The organism is Actinoplanes sp. NBC_00393, assembly GCF_036053395.1.
Classification (GTDB): Bacteria; Actinomycetota; Actinomycetes; order Mycobacteriales; family Micromonosporaceae; genus Actinoplanes.
This window is the reverse complement of the sequence record NZ_CP107942.1, coordinates 1,773,047-1,785,900: the sequence shown is the minus strand read 5'-3', so window position 1 is coordinate 1,785,900 and position 12,854 is coordinate 1,773,047. Positions and strand designations below refer to the sequence as shown.

Annotated in this window: 12 protein-coding genes; 7 read left to right on the top strand and 5 right to left on the bottom strand. The window is 71.2% G+C overall.

Annotation, left to right across the window (positions count from 1 at the left end; all coding sequences use genetic code 11):
- Positions 1 to 32: 32 nt before the first annotated feature.
- Positions 33 to 902, top strand: a complete 870-nt coding sequence (locus OHA21_RS08125) for a carbohydrate ABC transporter permease (RefSeq protein ID WP_328478333.1) — start codon at positions 33 to 35, stop codon at positions 900 to 902.
- 341 nt (positions 903 to 1,243) lie between these two features.
- Positions 1,244 to 1,444 carry a hypothetical protein gene (locus OHA21_RS08120; RefSeq protein WP_328471794.1) on the top strand — a complete coding sequence of 67 codons (201 nt, stop codon included), beginning with the start codon at positions 1,244 to 1,246 and terminating at the stop codon, positions 1,442 to 1,444.
- A gap of 1,516 nt (positions 1,445 to 2,960) precedes the next feature.
- On the opposite strand, the gene OHA21_RS08115 is transcribed toward OHA21_RS08120, so the two are convergent.
- Positions 2,961 to 3,434, bottom strand: a complete 474-nt coding sequence (locus tag OHA21_RS08115; RefSeq protein WP_328471792.1) for a VOC family protein — start codon at positions 3,432 to 3,434, stop codon at positions 2,961 to 2,963.
- A 26-nt stretch (positions 3,435 to 3,460) separates the two neighbouring features.
- A complete protein-coding gene (locus tag OHA21_RS08110; RefSeq protein WP_328471790.1) occupies positions 3,461 to 5,551 on the bottom strand; it encodes a sensor histidine kinase in 2,091 nt (696 codons plus the stop codon).
- A 117-nt stretch (positions 5,552 to 5,668) separates the two neighbouring features.
- Between OHA21_RS08110 and OHA21_RS08105 the strand changes: the two genes are divergently transcribed.
- Complete coding sequence (locus tag OHA21_RS08105; RefSeq protein ID WP_328471788.1) at positions 5,669 to 5,947, top strand: hypothetical protein; 279 nt, start codon at positions 5,669 to 5,671, stop codon at positions 5,945 to 5,947.
- Here OHA21_RS08105 and OHA21_RS08100 read toward each other — a convergent pair.
- From OHA21_RS08100 to OHA21_RS08090, 3 genes are read right to left on the bottom strand one after another with little or no spacing between them, the layout of a single operon-like run.
- Positions 5,944 to 6,270 (bottom strand): hypothetical protein, encoded by a 327-nt coding sequence (locus OHA21_RS08100; protein ID WP_328471786.1) that lies wholly within the window; start codon positions 6,268 to 6,270, stop codon positions 5,944 to 5,946. The two genes, OHA21_RS08105 and OHA21_RS08100, sit on opposite strands and share 4 nt — an antisense overlap.
- A complete protein-coding gene (locus tag OHA21_RS08095) occupies positions 6,263 to 6,742 on the bottom strand; it encodes a macro domain-containing protein (RefSeq protein WP_328471784.1) in 480 nt (159 codons plus the stop codon). Before OHA21_RS08095 ends, OHA21_RS08100 begins: the two co-directional genes overlap by 8 nt.
- A gap of 22 nt (positions 6,743 to 6,764) precedes the next feature.
- Positions 6,765 to 7,133: a group I truncated hemoglobin gene (locus OHA21_RS08090; RefSeq protein ID WP_328471782.1), complete on the bottom strand. Its 369-nt coding sequence runs from the start codon at positions 7,131 to 7,133 to the stop codon at positions 6,765 to 6,767.
- A gap of 115 nt (positions 7,134 to 7,248) precedes the next feature.
- On the opposite strand from OHA21_RS08090, the gene OHA21_RS08085 reads away from it, so the two are divergent.
- From OHA21_RS08085 to OHA21_RS08070, 4 genes are all read left to right on the top strand, one after another.
- Entirely contained in the window at positions 7,249 to 9,633 is a 2,385-nt protein-coding gene (locus OHA21_RS08085) for a PEP/pyruvate-binding domain-containing protein (RefSeq protein WP_328471780.1), read from the top strand.
- Positions 9,634 to 9,646: 13 nt separating this feature from the next.
- The gene (locus OHA21_RS08080; protein WP_328471778.1) at positions 9,647 to 10,210 is read left to right on the top strand and encodes a TetR/AcrR family transcriptional regulator; all 564 of its coding nucleotides are present in this window, start codon (positions 9,647 to 9,649) and stop codon (positions 10,208 to 10,210) included.
- A gap of 76 nt (positions 10,211 to 10,286) precedes the next feature.
- Positions 10,287 to 10,787, top strand: a complete 501-nt coding sequence (locus OHA21_RS08075; protein WP_328471776.1) for a hypothetical protein — start codon at positions 10,287 to 10,289, stop codon at positions 10,785 to 10,787.
- Positions 10,788 to 11,062: 275 nt separating this feature from the next.
- A complete protein-coding gene (locus OHA21_RS08070; RefSeq protein WP_442875064.1) occupies positions 11,063 to 12,733 on the top strand; it encodes an ISAzo13 family transposase in 1,671 nt (556 codons plus the stop codon).
- Positions 12,734 to 12,854: the final 121 nt, after the last annotated feature.

The following is a 12,854-nucleotide window of genomic DNA, read 5'->3' as shown; positions in this document are numbered from 1 at the left end:
ACCGGGACCGGGGGCACCGGCAGCTGCGGTGGATGCTCACGCCGTACCTCATCGGGTTGATCGTCCTGGTGCTCGGACCGTTCCTGATCACCCTGGCCCTGGCCTTCACCGACTACGACCTGATCCGGCCGCCGCGGTGGGCCGGCACCGGCAACTTCGCCGAGCTGGCCGCCGACCCGATCTTCCGGACCGCGCTGCTCAACTCGCTGGTCTTCGCCGCGATCGCGGTGCCGCTACGGCTGCTGATCGCGCTCGGCCTGGCCCTGCTGCTGCACCGCCGGGCGGTGGCGGCCGGCCCGGCGCGGACCGCGGCGGTGCTGCCCACCGCGGTGCCGGAGATCGCCTACGGCCTGCTCTGGTTGTGGCTGCTGAACCCGCTGTACGGGCCGATCAGCCAGGTGCTGCGGATCGGTGGGGAGAACGGGCTGACCGCGTTCGGGCGTACCCCGCCGCAGTGGCTGACCGACCCCACCGACGCACGCGCCGCGATCATCCTGATGAGCCTGTTCACCATCGGCGAGACGTTCATCATCCTGCTCGCCGCCCGGCGCGCCCTGCCCCGCGACGTGTACGAACTCGCCGCGCTGGAGGACGCGACCAGCTGGGACGTGCTGCGCCGGATCACCCTGCCGCTGATCGCGCCGGTGCTCGGCCTGCTGCTGGTCCGCGACGTGATCCAGAGCCTGCACTTCTCGTTCGTGCCCGCGCTGGTGGTCACCGACGGCGGACCGCCGCCCTACGCGACCACGTACATCCCGCTGTTCGCCTACCGCAACGCCTTCGAATACCTGCGGTACGGCTACGCCGCCGCGGCCACCCTGATCATGCTGCTGCTCACCGTGGCCGCGGTCTTCGTGCAGTGGCGGCTGCTGCGGCGTTACGGCCGTTTCCACGACAGGTGACAGCCGGGAGCCGCGCCTCGCCGGTCATCGTCTGAACCGGTATGACAGCTATCCGGCGCATCCTCATCCTGCTGATCACCGGGGTCGTGCTGGCCGCCTGCTCGTCGGAGCCGCCCGGGCCCGCCTCACCGTCCGCGCCTTCCGGTGCCACGCCGTCCGCACCATCCGGGGCCGCGCCTTCCACGCCTTCCGGGGCCGCGCCTTCCACGCCTTCCGGGGCCGCGCCTTCCACGCCTTCCGGGGCCGCGCCTTCCACGCCGTCCGGGGCAGCGCCTTCCGGGGCAGCGCCTTCGCCGTCGGCTGGGGAACTGCCCGGCGGGCTCCCGTTCGGCGAGCGCACGTTGACCGGCACCGTCGAACGCTTCGGCGAGTGCACCATGCTGCGCGTCGGCGAGCGGCTCTGGGGCTTGACCGGCACACCCGTCGACGGGCTGCGCGAGGGTGCAGAGGTCGCCGTCGTCGGCCAGGTCACCACCCCCGACCCCACCTGCGGTCCAGAGGTCACCCGCGGCCTGGTGGTCCAGCGCGCCACCCCGGTCTGAGACCACGAGGCTTCCGGACCCACCCTGCCGAACCGCAGTTCCCCGCGCCCGCCACTGTGAGGCCACCGCAGTGCTCGGCTTCGGGCTGGGCCTGGCCGAGATCCGCCGCCCCCTTCCCCGCGCCCGCCACTGTTCGGGCCGAACCGTGTGAAGTTTGGGCAGCCATGACGGTGTGAGCGCAACCCGCACAACGGCTCATGGTTTGGTGGTTCGGCGGGGCGACAGCTCTCCGGTGCGCGGCCGGGGCCCCATTTTCGGCCTTGTCGATCATCGAGCCGCCCGCCAGCGCTGTCTCCCGGACGGTGAGACAGCCTCCCCAAGCGGCCGAGTGATCAACTGGCTGCGAAACGAGGCCTCAGCCGCACGTTAGCGCGGTCACCGGGACGGCACTGCTGGTCATGCGTTGCCGAAGCCGGTCGGGTGCGATGGACGTTCGCCGCCATGCTGGTTGATCGGGGGCGGCAAACAAGGGGGTGTCGGCCGTAAGTCACAGCCAGCCCCGTATTTTCGGACTTTTCGACCACCCGGCTGGCAGCTATGCACCGTTCACGCCGCCGGAGGCAGCAATAACTCCCAGCCGGCCCCCTGGAACCGGCCTGGCAGACCTCCGGCTGGGAGTTGCGGCGGTCACGGTGATCAACCACCGCGCGCAACTCGTGCCACGGAGCGCCCGCCCGCCGCGTCGCGACGTCCTGCCGGCGCGCCGCGACGCCCGCCCGCCGCGCCGCGACGCCCAGCCGACGCGCCGCGACGCCCAGCCGACGCGCCGCGACGCCCTGTCGGCATGACCGCTGGGCTCACCTGATCATCGCGCTCCACGCCGCGGATCGACTCGCGGCCCGCGCTGAGCGCCGTCTCCGGCCGTGCAAGCCGCTCCCCGTGCCCAGCCGGAAAGGCGGAACCAGCGCTGAAGCGGGTGACGTCGCCAGCGAGCGGCTAAGGCGGCGATTCGGCCTCAGTTGATCACGGGGCCCTGCGGTAGCGCTGTTTCACCGTCCACCAGGCAGCGCTGATGTGCGGCTTAGTGATCGAACAGCCACCAAAAGCGGACTCGGCCGCGCGTCCGCGCTGTCTGCCACCGCCCAGCCAATTGCTGCTCGGTGGCCGGCGGATCCTGTTCGCTGGCCCGGTGGATGCTGTTCGCTGGCCGGGTGGATGCTGTGCGGTGGCCAGCGACTGCTGTTCGCTGGCCGGAGGCTGCGCCTCGGTGGCGGCCGACTGCGGTTCCGTGGCGGCCGACTGCGGTTCCGTGGCGGCCGACTGCGGTTCCGTGGCGGCCGACTGCGGTTCCGTGGCGGCCGACTGCGGTTCCGTGGCGGGCGACTGCGGTTCCGTGGCGGGTGGCTGTGGTTTGAGCGTGACCGGCAGGATGAGCCCGGCGGTCGCGCCCGCTGCCGTGCCCCCGCGGCCGGCTCGCGCGGAACGGCGGGAACGGCGACGACTGCGGCGGAGCGGCGTAGCTCGTACCCCCGAAAAGGCCGGAACCGGAAAGCAGACCCTGACCCCGGAAAGCTTTTCAGAGCCGCGGGCGGAAGTCGGCGCTCTGCACATACTCCATGTTGGCGGCGAACTGCGGGTCGGCCAGGCGGGCGTTCATCTCGTCCTCGGTGAGCTCAGCGACCCGCTGGTGGATCCACCACAGGTTGCCGTAGGGGTCCTGGAAGCGGCTGACCCGATCACCCCAGAACAGCTCGGTCGGCTCGGTGACGACGCGGGCGCCGAGCTTGCCGGCCCGGGCGAGCACCTCCGCGTCGTCGGCGACGTAGAGGCGCAGGAAGGATGGGGTCGGCGGCCACTCGGGCTTGTCGAAGAGCATCACGACCGAGTCGCCGATGCGGACCTCGGCGTGGCCGATCACGCCGTTCACCTCCATCCGGCCCAGGTCGGTGGCGTCGAAGACGGCCACGAGGAAGTCGATCACCTGCGCGGTGTCGCCGCGCGAGATGATCCACGGGGTCACGGTGTGGTAGCCATCGGGCACAACGTTCATACCGCCGACGCTAACCGGCGTACCGGTCAGTTTCTGTCCGCTATCTGCCGGTCGAAGTCGCGGGGCAGCACGACCGAACGGCTGCCGGTTCCCAGATGCCCCGGCGCCGTCGCCGGCAACATCAGAAAGAAGACCGCACCGTACGCCGTACCCGGCTGGTATCCGACCTCGATGCCATTCGCGTCCGCGAGTTGCCGGACGAAGTGCAGCCCCAGCCCGGTGCCCGGCTTCACGGTCGCGATGCCGGTGTCGGCCCGGGCGAACCGGTCGAACAGGTGCGGCACGAACTCCTCCGGCACCCCCTCGCCGCGATCGGCCACCCGGATCTGCACCCGATCACGCAACCGGACCACGACGATCTCGTACGGCGGACTGCCGTACTTCGCCGCGTTGCTGATCAGGTTGCCGAGCATGAGCTGCAGGTGGACGGGGTCGGCGAAGGCCGGCGCCTCGTCCGGCGCGGTCACCGTCACCGGGACGTCCGCGGCTGTCACCGCCTGGCGCACCGCGTCGTGCACGTCCAGGACCACCGGCCGGGTGGCGATCGCGCCGGCGTCGAGCTGGGCGAGGGTGAGGATCTCGGTGACGATGTGGTCGGCGCGGCGGCCGGCCGCGGTCATCCGCCGCACGTATCGCTGGCGGGTCTCGTCGTCCATGCCCGTCCAGTCGTCGAGCAGCACCTCGCCGCCGCTGACGATGCCGGTGAGCGGCTGGCGTACGTCGTGGGTGAGCATCGCGATGAAGTCGGCCATCTGGTTGTTGGCCTGCTGCAGCTGGTCGGCGCGCTCCGCGAGTTCCCGTTCGTGCTGCTCGCGGGCCCGTTCGAAGGCCCGGCGCTCGGTGACGTCGACGACCTGGGTGGCGAACAGCTGCGGCCGGTTCTGCTCGTCGCGCAGCACCGCGCCGGTCACCGAGGCCTCCACGATGCTGCCGTCGGCGTGCAGGTACTGCTTGTCGACGGTGAACCCGGCAGCCCGGCCGGCCAAGCAGTCCCGCGCGTCGTTCACGCCGGCGTTCCGGCTGTCCGGGTGGGTGATCTCCTGATACGTGCGCCCGACCAGGTCGCTCTCGCCGCGCCCGAGCATCCGGCACAGCGCCGGGTTGACCCGGATCAGCCGGCCCGTCGTGTCGTTGAGCGTCATGCCGATCCGGGAGTCGTCGAACACCTTCCGGAACAGCTCCTCGCTGATCTTGAGTTCGCGGCGGTTGCGGCGGGCCCGGCCGGCGGCCACCACCACGAGCAGTCCGACGGCGGCGGCCGCGACCACCGCGGCCCGGCCGCCGATCTCACCGCCCGCGACCGGCGCGTACAGGACCTCTTCGGCCACCGAGGCGGACAGCCGCCACGGTGTCCCGGGAATGGTGTGCGACGCGTACTGCCAGCGCCCGTCCTGTTCCAGGTACTGGCCGGAGGAGCGTTCCGCCAGGGCGCCAGTCAGGCGCGGCTCGTTCACCGCCAGCGTCGGCAGCGAACCGGCGTGCTCATGGTTGGACGCGACGATCACGCCGGAAGCGTCGATCAGATGCAGCTTCACCCCGCTCATCGAGATCGCCGAGCTCAGGTAGACGCCGAGCGGGCTCCGCGCGATCTCCACCGCGCCGGAGAACACCCGCCGGCCCGACGGGGTGTCGAACGGCACCGCGAAACCCACCACCGGCTCGCCCCGGGCCGCGGACGGCACCACCGGCGACACGGCCGGCTGCCCCTCGAAGGTGGCGGTACGCAGATGCGGGTACAGGTCGGCCAGCTGCCGCCCGGTGATCGTGGTGTCCCGGGGCGCCACGTGCAGCGCGCGCCCCCGGCTGTCCAGCAGGACCGCCGCGGGATAGCCGAACGCGTTCACCGAGCGGAAGAAGTCCCGCTCGTCGACCGTCGGCTCGGTCAGGAAGGCCTCCGCCTGCACCCGCTCCCGCTCGATCAGGTCGGCGACGTAGCTGGTGACGAAGTCGGCGACCAGCTGCACCCGCAACTGGAACCGCTGGGCCAGGGTCTCCCGCCCGCCGCGCTCCAGCCAGACCAGGCCGGCCACGCCCGTCAGGGTGAGCGCGAGCCACACCGCGAGCGGGGCGGCCGCGAACCGCCAGCCCGTGGTTCGCAGGAGACGCGACACGCGCACGTCTCACTAATATCACTTTCCGTAGCCGGTCAGCTCGCAGAACGGAGTGAACCGGTGGCCGCTTCCCGGCGTATCCACTGTTACCGGGGTCACACCCCGCCGACTGAGGAGGACACCATGACCGTCCGGGAGCTGCACCGTCAGGAGGCGCAACACCACACCGGCGCCATCCTGCGCACTCACGGCCGTTTCGCCCGCCAGTTCGAGATCGACGGACATGTGCTCACCCTGGGTGTCGAACCGGGCGTGCGCGGCGGGCTCTACTACCTGCCATCAGCGCCGCGCTGGGACGACGGCACACCGGTCCCGCGCGACATCGCCACCAGCCTGCAGCCGATCATCGAAGAGGTCGAGCGCTTCTGGGGCACCTGGCCGGAGTTCCGCGCCACCCTCTAGGTCGCCACCCCCGCCTTGCTGCTCATGCGATCGGCCTGGTCAGGGCGTAAGCGCGGATCGCGTCCGTGATGTGCGGGGCCGGGGAACTCCAGCCGGACCCGGTCGTGCTCCCATTTGGGGCGCAGCGAGAAGGAGACGTTGATGTGGAAGTGCGCCTCCTGCGGCGACCAGAGTCCAGCCTTCTGGAACTCGACGATCAGCGCGTCCCGGGACGGGCCGTAACGCCGGAACGTCCACTCGTCGGCCTCGAACCCGCGCTCGCCCAGGAACCCGGCGAGCCGGGCGGCGAACTCGTCGAGCAGCTCCTCGGAACGCTCAATCACGGTCGTAGACCACCACCGGGACGTCCCGGGCGCCGAGCGCGTCCACGATCATCGGCTCGATGCGCTCCCACTTGCCGCCGGCCAGGCCGCACCCGATCCGCGGCATGTGCACGGACGCCTCCAGCCTGACCGCGTGCTCGGCCAGCCCGTGCAGGCACTTCTGCACGGCTTCGTAGCGGATCGGCACGCCGGTGCTGCGAGCCGTACGAATGCCGCGCTGCCCGACCATGTTGGCCACCCAGACGTCCGGGGTGACCTGAACCAACTGGGTGGCGCCGAGGCCGTAGTCGTTGCGCGCCCGGTCGCGGTGCCAGCTGCGGAAGGCGCGCTCGGGCTCGGGCCAGCGCCGGGAGAGCGCCACGACGAAGCCCTTGCCCCAGGCGCCGATGTCGTTGCACACGTGGGCGATGATCTTCGGCCCGGCGGCCTGCGGGCTGGTCGCGTCGCCCTTGATGATCCGCAGCGGCAGCATGCGGTGATCTTGTCAGAGGGGGTCAACCGGTTTCGATGACGTCCTCGGCGGAGGCGGCCAGCACCTGGCGGACCGCGGCGAGGACCTCGTCGTCGACGCCGAGACCGGCCAGCACGCCGATCAGGTAGGCGCCGACCAGGTCGTAGTGGGCGGCGGTGATGCCGAGGCGGCGGTGGGCGCCGCGCAGGTCGCGGCCGGTGTAGTCGGCCGGGCCGCCGAGGACCTGGCTGAGCAGGGCCACCATGTGCCGGGAGAGGCGGTCCAGCTCGACGCCGGCGAAGTAGCCGGTCAGGCGGTCGTCGGCGAGGATCACCCGGTAGAGGGCGGCGACCGCGGCGCTGACCGCGGGCTCACCGCCGATGCGCTGGTAGTACGAGGTCGAGACGCTCACGCGGACAAGATAGACCGGTGACGATGTTCCGCGCTGCCCGATGCGCGACATTGCAACTGCATCGCCAAACCGGGTACGGTCGTTGCAATACAGTCGCATTGCAAAGGAGCCGGCCATGTTGGTGATCCCGCTGCCGGAAGCCGACCGGACCGAGCTGGCCGGCGGCAAGGCGTCCGGACTGGCCGGCCTGATCAGTCGCGGCGAGCGCGTGCCGCCCGGCTTCGTGGTCACCACCGAGGCGCACCGGACCGGGGTGCTGCCCGAGGCCGAGATCGTCGAGGCGTACCGGGCGCTGGGTGAAGGCCCGGTCGCGGTCCGGTCCAGCGCCACCGCCGAGGACCTGCCGGAGGCCGGGTTCGCCGGGCAGTACGAGACGTTTCTCGAGGTCGACGGGGCGGAGCAGCTGCTGGCGGCGGTGGCCAAGTGCTGGGAGTCGCTGCACGGCGGGCGCGCGGTGGCGTACCGGGCGGCGCACGACGTCCCGGACGCCGGCCTGCAGATGGCGGTGATCGTGCAGCGGATGGTCGGCGCGGCCACGGCCGGGGTGCTGTTCACGGCCAACCCGCTGACCGGCAACCGCACCGAGATGCTGGTCGACGCGGTCGCCGGGCTCGGCACCGGCGTCGTGGACGGCACCACCGACGCCGACCACTACGTGCTCGACGGCAGCACGCCCACGCGCGGATGCCTCACCGTCGCGCAGCTGGCCGAGCTGAAGGCAGTCGGCGAGCGGCTCGGCGGCGACACCCCGCTGGACATCGAGTGGGCCTACGACCACGACGGCACGCTCTGGCTCCTGCAGTCGCGCCCGATCACCACGCTCTTCCCGCTACCGCCGGCCACCGACGGTCCGCTCCCCCGCGTCTATGTCGAATTCGGTCACGTCCAGGGCATGCTGCAGCCGGTCACGCCGATGGGCATGGCCGGGCTCAAGCAGATCATCGCCGCGATGACGGCGGCGCTCGGCATGCGTACCGAGATCGTCGACATCGGCGGCCGCCTCTACGGCGATCTCACCGACCTCGCACGCCACCGCACCGCCCGCAAACGCCTGGTCAAGCTGATGGCGGTGGACTTCGGCCCGCGCGCCCAGGCCGCCATGGAGCACGTCCTCGCCGACCCCCGCTTCGCACCGGACGCCGGCAGTAGGACCGCTCAGGCCACCAATTCGGCGGACGGCCTGAAGACGGCGGGCCGCGCGATCTCCGGCATCACCCGGGCGCTGGCCCGGCCGGAGACGGCACGCCTGCGTCTGCAGGCGGCCGTCGACCGGTTGCGCGATTCCGCCAATGCGCCGGCTGAGCTGAAAACAGCAGGTCAAAGGCTCGATTTCGTACGCGCAAACGACTCCAGCGATGCCGCTGACGACCTGACGTGGCCGATCGTCGCCGGGCTGCTCGCGGCCTCGCTGCCCGGCCCGCTCCTCAAGGGCCTCGCCGACCAGGACGAGATCCACACCGTCCTCGGCGGCCTGCCGGACAACGTGACCATCCAGATGGACCTGGCGCTGTGGCGACTGGCCCGGGACGCCGGGATGCACCGCGACCTGCTGCTCGACACGCCACCCGCCGAACTGGCCGCCCGCTACCGTGACGGCGCTCTACCGGACATCGGGCTCGACGCGTTCCTGATTGAATACGGTCACCGCGGCCCCGCCGAGGCGGATCTCGGCGTGCCCCGGTGGGCCGAGGACCCGACCGGTGTGTTCGCGGCGCTCGCCAACTATCTGCGCGTCACCGATCCGGAGCAGGCGCCGGATGTGCGCTTTGCGCGTACCACCGAAAAGGCGGAAGCGACACTGGCAGCTCTCGCCGTGCGGGTGAAATGGCGGCGGCCGGTCCGCGGCCGCCTCGCCCTCTTCCTGCTGCGCCGCGCCCGCACGCTGCTGGGTCTGCGGGAGTCCGGGAAGTTCGCCGGGCTCTACCGGCTGCGGTCGGTCCGCGAGCAACTGCTGCTGATCGGTGCCGAACTCGCCGGAAACGGTCTGCTCACCGACCCGGCAGACATCATGTTCCTGACCCTCGACGACGTGGACGCGGCCGTGCACAACGGCGTTGACCAGCGCTCCCTCGTCACCGAGCGCAAAGCCGTGCACCGGATCGAATCGCGGCGGCGGCACGTGCCGGTGGCGCTGCTCTCCGACGGCACCGACGTGGAGACGCTGCTGTCGGCCGCGCCCGGCGGGCTGCGCGGAGTGGGCGCCTCGGCGGGCCGGGCCACCGGGCCGGCGCGAATCGTGCACGACCCGGCCACCGCGTACGTCGAACCCGGCGACATCCTGGTCGTCTCCACCACCGACCCGGCCTGGACCCCGCTGTTCCTCACCGCCGCCGGCCTGGTCACCGAAACCGGCGCGATCATGGCGCACGGGCCGACGGTGGCCCGCGAGTACGGGATTCCCGCGGTGATCAGCGTGCCCGGGGCGACCACGCGGATCACCCCCGGGCAGCTCATCACAGTGGACGGCGCGGCCGGGACAGTCGCGCCGGCCGCCTCGTGAAAGCATCGACGCCATGCCCAGGAAGGTCGATCACCAGGAACGCCGGACCCTGATCGCCGACGCGCTGATGCGGGTCGCGGCCGAGCAGGGCCTCGAAGCGGTCAGTCTGCGGCACGTGGCCGCCGAGGCCGGTGTCTCGGCCGGGATGGTGCAGCACTATTTCGGCACCAAGGACGAGATGATGACGTTCGCGCTGGACGTCGTCCGGGACCGCAGCGAGGCCCGGGTGTCCGCGGCGGTCCAGGCACTCGGCCCTTCCCCGGCGCCGCGGCTGCTCCTGCGCACCCTGCTGACCTCGCTGCTCCCGCTCGACGACGACTCCCGGGCCGACGGGCGGGTGGCGCTGGCTTTCCTGGCTTATACCGCGGTCCGCCCCGCGACCACGCCGGCGCTGCGCGAGGACACCGCGCGGATGGTCGGTTTCATCGCCAGCCTGCTGCCCGACGGCTCCCCCGCTCGCGCAGCCGGCGTGCTGGCGTTGATGGAGGGCCTGGGCCTCTACCTGCTCGGCGGCCAGTACTCCGACGAGCAGGCGCTGTCCGCCCTGGACACCCAGCTCGACCTGCTCTTCGCATAGCCGCCCACCCGCCCCTTGTTCTGCTGCCCAGCCAGCCCCGGCCCCGCATTTCGCATAGCTGCGGTTACATGGATGGATGAACGACAGCCCGAAGCGCTGGCCCTCGTTCCGCCGCCGCCCGGCCGCGGGAGTGCGGTCGCTCCCCCGGCTCGGCCCGGCCTGGCACATCGTCGACTGGGTCACCGCCCACGAGTTCCCGGATCCGGTCGCCGACCGGTTCCTCGCCATCGGCCCGGGCGGCGTCTACGCGGTGCTGGTGTTCGGGCACGGGCGGGCCCGCGTGCTGGTCGCCGGGGATGTTCTGCAAAGCGAGGGCCGGCGGCCGGGCTACATCGCGGAAGCCCGCCGGACCGCCACGGAGGTGGGCCGGCACCTGTCCACCGTGGTCGGCCTCCCCATCCCGGTGAAGGCGGTGCTCGTCCTGGACGGCAGCGGCTCGATCACCGTGCACGGCCTGCCACGTGACTGCCTGATCGCAGACGTCTCAGGCCTGGACCGGCTGCTGATCGCCGGCGGCGCCCGGATCAGCCCGGAGACCGCCCGCAAGCTGGCAGTCGCCGCCGAAAGACCCGCCTGAATCGCCCCGGCCGTCGACGTCTCCCGCCGCCGTCCCTGCCCGATCCCGAAGGTGCCCCGCCAAGCCCAGCTCAGCTCCCTCCCCGACCTGCGCCCGGCGCGCCCACGCGGATCTCCCGGTTTCAGGCGTCGCTCACGCCGGCAACGGAGCCGTCGTAGCGTGCCTAAACGGCGGCCCGCAGTGCTCAGCCGCCCACCAGGCCGGTAAACGGAGCGCCATAAGGGCTCGTCGAAGAACAAGCCGTTGCTTGGCGGATTTCGATGCGTTGATCTGTTATGGCGGTATCGGAGGAGGAACGGGGCAGGCTGGCAGCGAAGTTTGAGGTGATCTTGCCGCATCTGGACGAGCGGCAACGCCGGTTGCTGCTGGGTGCTGAGGCTCGGGTGCTGGGGCATGGCGGGATCCGGGCGGTAGCGCGAGCTGCCGGGGTCCGGGAGGGCACGGTGGCTGCGGGCGTCGATGAGTTGGAGGCCGGGGTGGCGCCGCTGGGCCGGGTCCGCCGTGCCGGTGGCGGCCGGAAGCCGGTGACCGAACATGATCCCGCTCTGATGCCGGCGTTGTTGGGGCTGGTCGAGCCGGACGAGCGGGGGGACCCGATGTCGCCGCTGCGATGGACGACGAAGTCGTTGCGCCACCTTGCGCAGGAACTGGCCGGGCGGGGTCATAAGGCCGGGCCGGACACGATCGCTGCTCTGCTGCACGGTGAGGGATTCAGCCTTCAGGGCAATGCCAAGACTCTGGAAGGCAGACGCCATCCCGACCGCGACGCCCAGTTCGGCTACATCAACGAGCAGGTCAAGGATTATCTGTCCAGCGGTGACCCGGTCGTCAGCGTCGATACGAAGAAGAAGGAACTCGTCGGCGCGTTCGCGAACAAGGGCCGCGAGTGGCGGCCTGCCGGTGAGCCGGCCGTAGTCCGCACCCACGACTTCGCCGATCCGCAGCTGGGACAGGTGATCCCCTACGGGGTCTACGACCTGGCCGCCGACACCGGCTGGGTCGCCGTCGGCACCGACCACAACACCGCCGCGTTCGCCGTCGCCACTCTGCGCCGCTGGTGGGACGGCTACGGCCGTGACCGCTACCCGAACGCCGGACGGCTCTTGATCACCGCGGACGCCGGCGGATCCAACGGCTACCGCACTCGCGCCTGGAAAACGGATCTGGCCGCTCTCGCCGCCGAAATCGGGCTACCGATCACCGTCTGCCACTTCCCGCCCGGCACCAGTAAATGGAACCGTATCGAGCATCGCTTGTTCGCCCACATCTCGATGAACTGGCGGGCACGACCCCTGACCAGCCACGAGACCATCGTCCACACGATCGCCGCGACCACCACCAGCAGCGGGCTGCGCGTGCACGCCGAACTCGACACCGGCCACTACCCGACCGGCGTCGTCATCACCGACGAGCAGATGAGCACCCTGGCCATCGACCGTCACGACTGGCACGGCGACTGGAACTACACCCTGCGCCCCGACCCGGCCACACCCGCCGGCGAACCCGCGACAGCCCTACCACCGCTGCATCACCTGGCCGCGCTGGTGCACCCGGCCATCACCGGCATGCCCGACAGCGCATGGAACGACCTGATCAACCGGCTCACCGTTCCCCATCAAGCCCAACACGAAGCGTTCCTGCACAACCTGCGCGGCCACGCCCGGCCCCGCGGCGGCGGCCGCAAGATCCGCGTCACCCTCAGCCACCAACTACTGGCCACCTTGCTCCACGACCGCTACCAACTGCCCCGCAAGGTCATCGCCGATCTGTTCGGCGTCGCCGGCACCACCATCAACGTCGCCATCCGCAACACCCGCACCCTGCTCACCCAAATCCAGCACCCCATCGAACCCAGCAACATCCGCCTCACCAACCACACCGACCTCGCCGCTCACACCCGCGCCGCCGGATTCACCGCACCCGCCTTGATCAAAACAGCGAGTTAAAAATCGACGAGCCCTAACGTGCCCGAGCGGCGGCCCGCAGTGCCGAGCCGCCGCCCACGCAGGTAACGCTGGTGACCGAGGCGGTTGGTGGCCGGTGGTGCTAAGGCACAACCTGGCCGGA

Excerpts from the sequence above, each read along its gene's own strand:
- OHA21_RS08125 (WP_328478333.1), top strand. The coding sequence starts at position 33 with ATGCTCACGCCGTACCTCATCGGGTTGATCGTCCTGGTGCTCGGACCG.
- OHA21_RS08115 (WP_328471792.1), bottom strand. The coding sequence starts at position 3,434 with ATGAACGTTGTGCCCGATGGCTACCACACCGTGACCCCGTGGATCATC.
- OHA21_RS08105 (WP_328471788.1), top strand. The coding sequence starts at position 5,669 with ATGACCGTCCGGGAGCTGCACCGTCAGGAGGCGCAACACCACACCGGC.
- OHA21_RS08095 (WP_328471784.1), bottom strand. The coding sequence starts at position 6,742 with ATGCTGCCGCTGCGGATCATCAAGGGCGACGCGACCAGCCCGCAGGCC.
- OHA21_RS08085 (WP_328471780.1), top strand. The coding sequence starts at position 7,249 with ATGTTGGTGATCCCGCTGCCGGAAGCCGACCGGACCGAGCTGGCCGGC.
- OHA21_RS08080 (WP_328471778.1), top strand. The coding sequence starts at position 9,647 with ATGCCCAGGAAGGTCGATCACCAGGAACGCCGGACCCTGATCGCCGAC.
- OHA21_RS08075 (WP_328471776.1), top strand. The coding sequence starts at position 10,287 with ATGAACGACAGCCCGAAGCGCTGGCCCTCGTTCCGCCGCCGCCCGGCC.
- OHA21_RS08070 (WP_442875064.1), top strand. The coding sequence starts at position 11,063 with ATGGCGGTATCGGAGGAGGAACGGGGCAGGCTGGCAGCGAAGTTTGAG.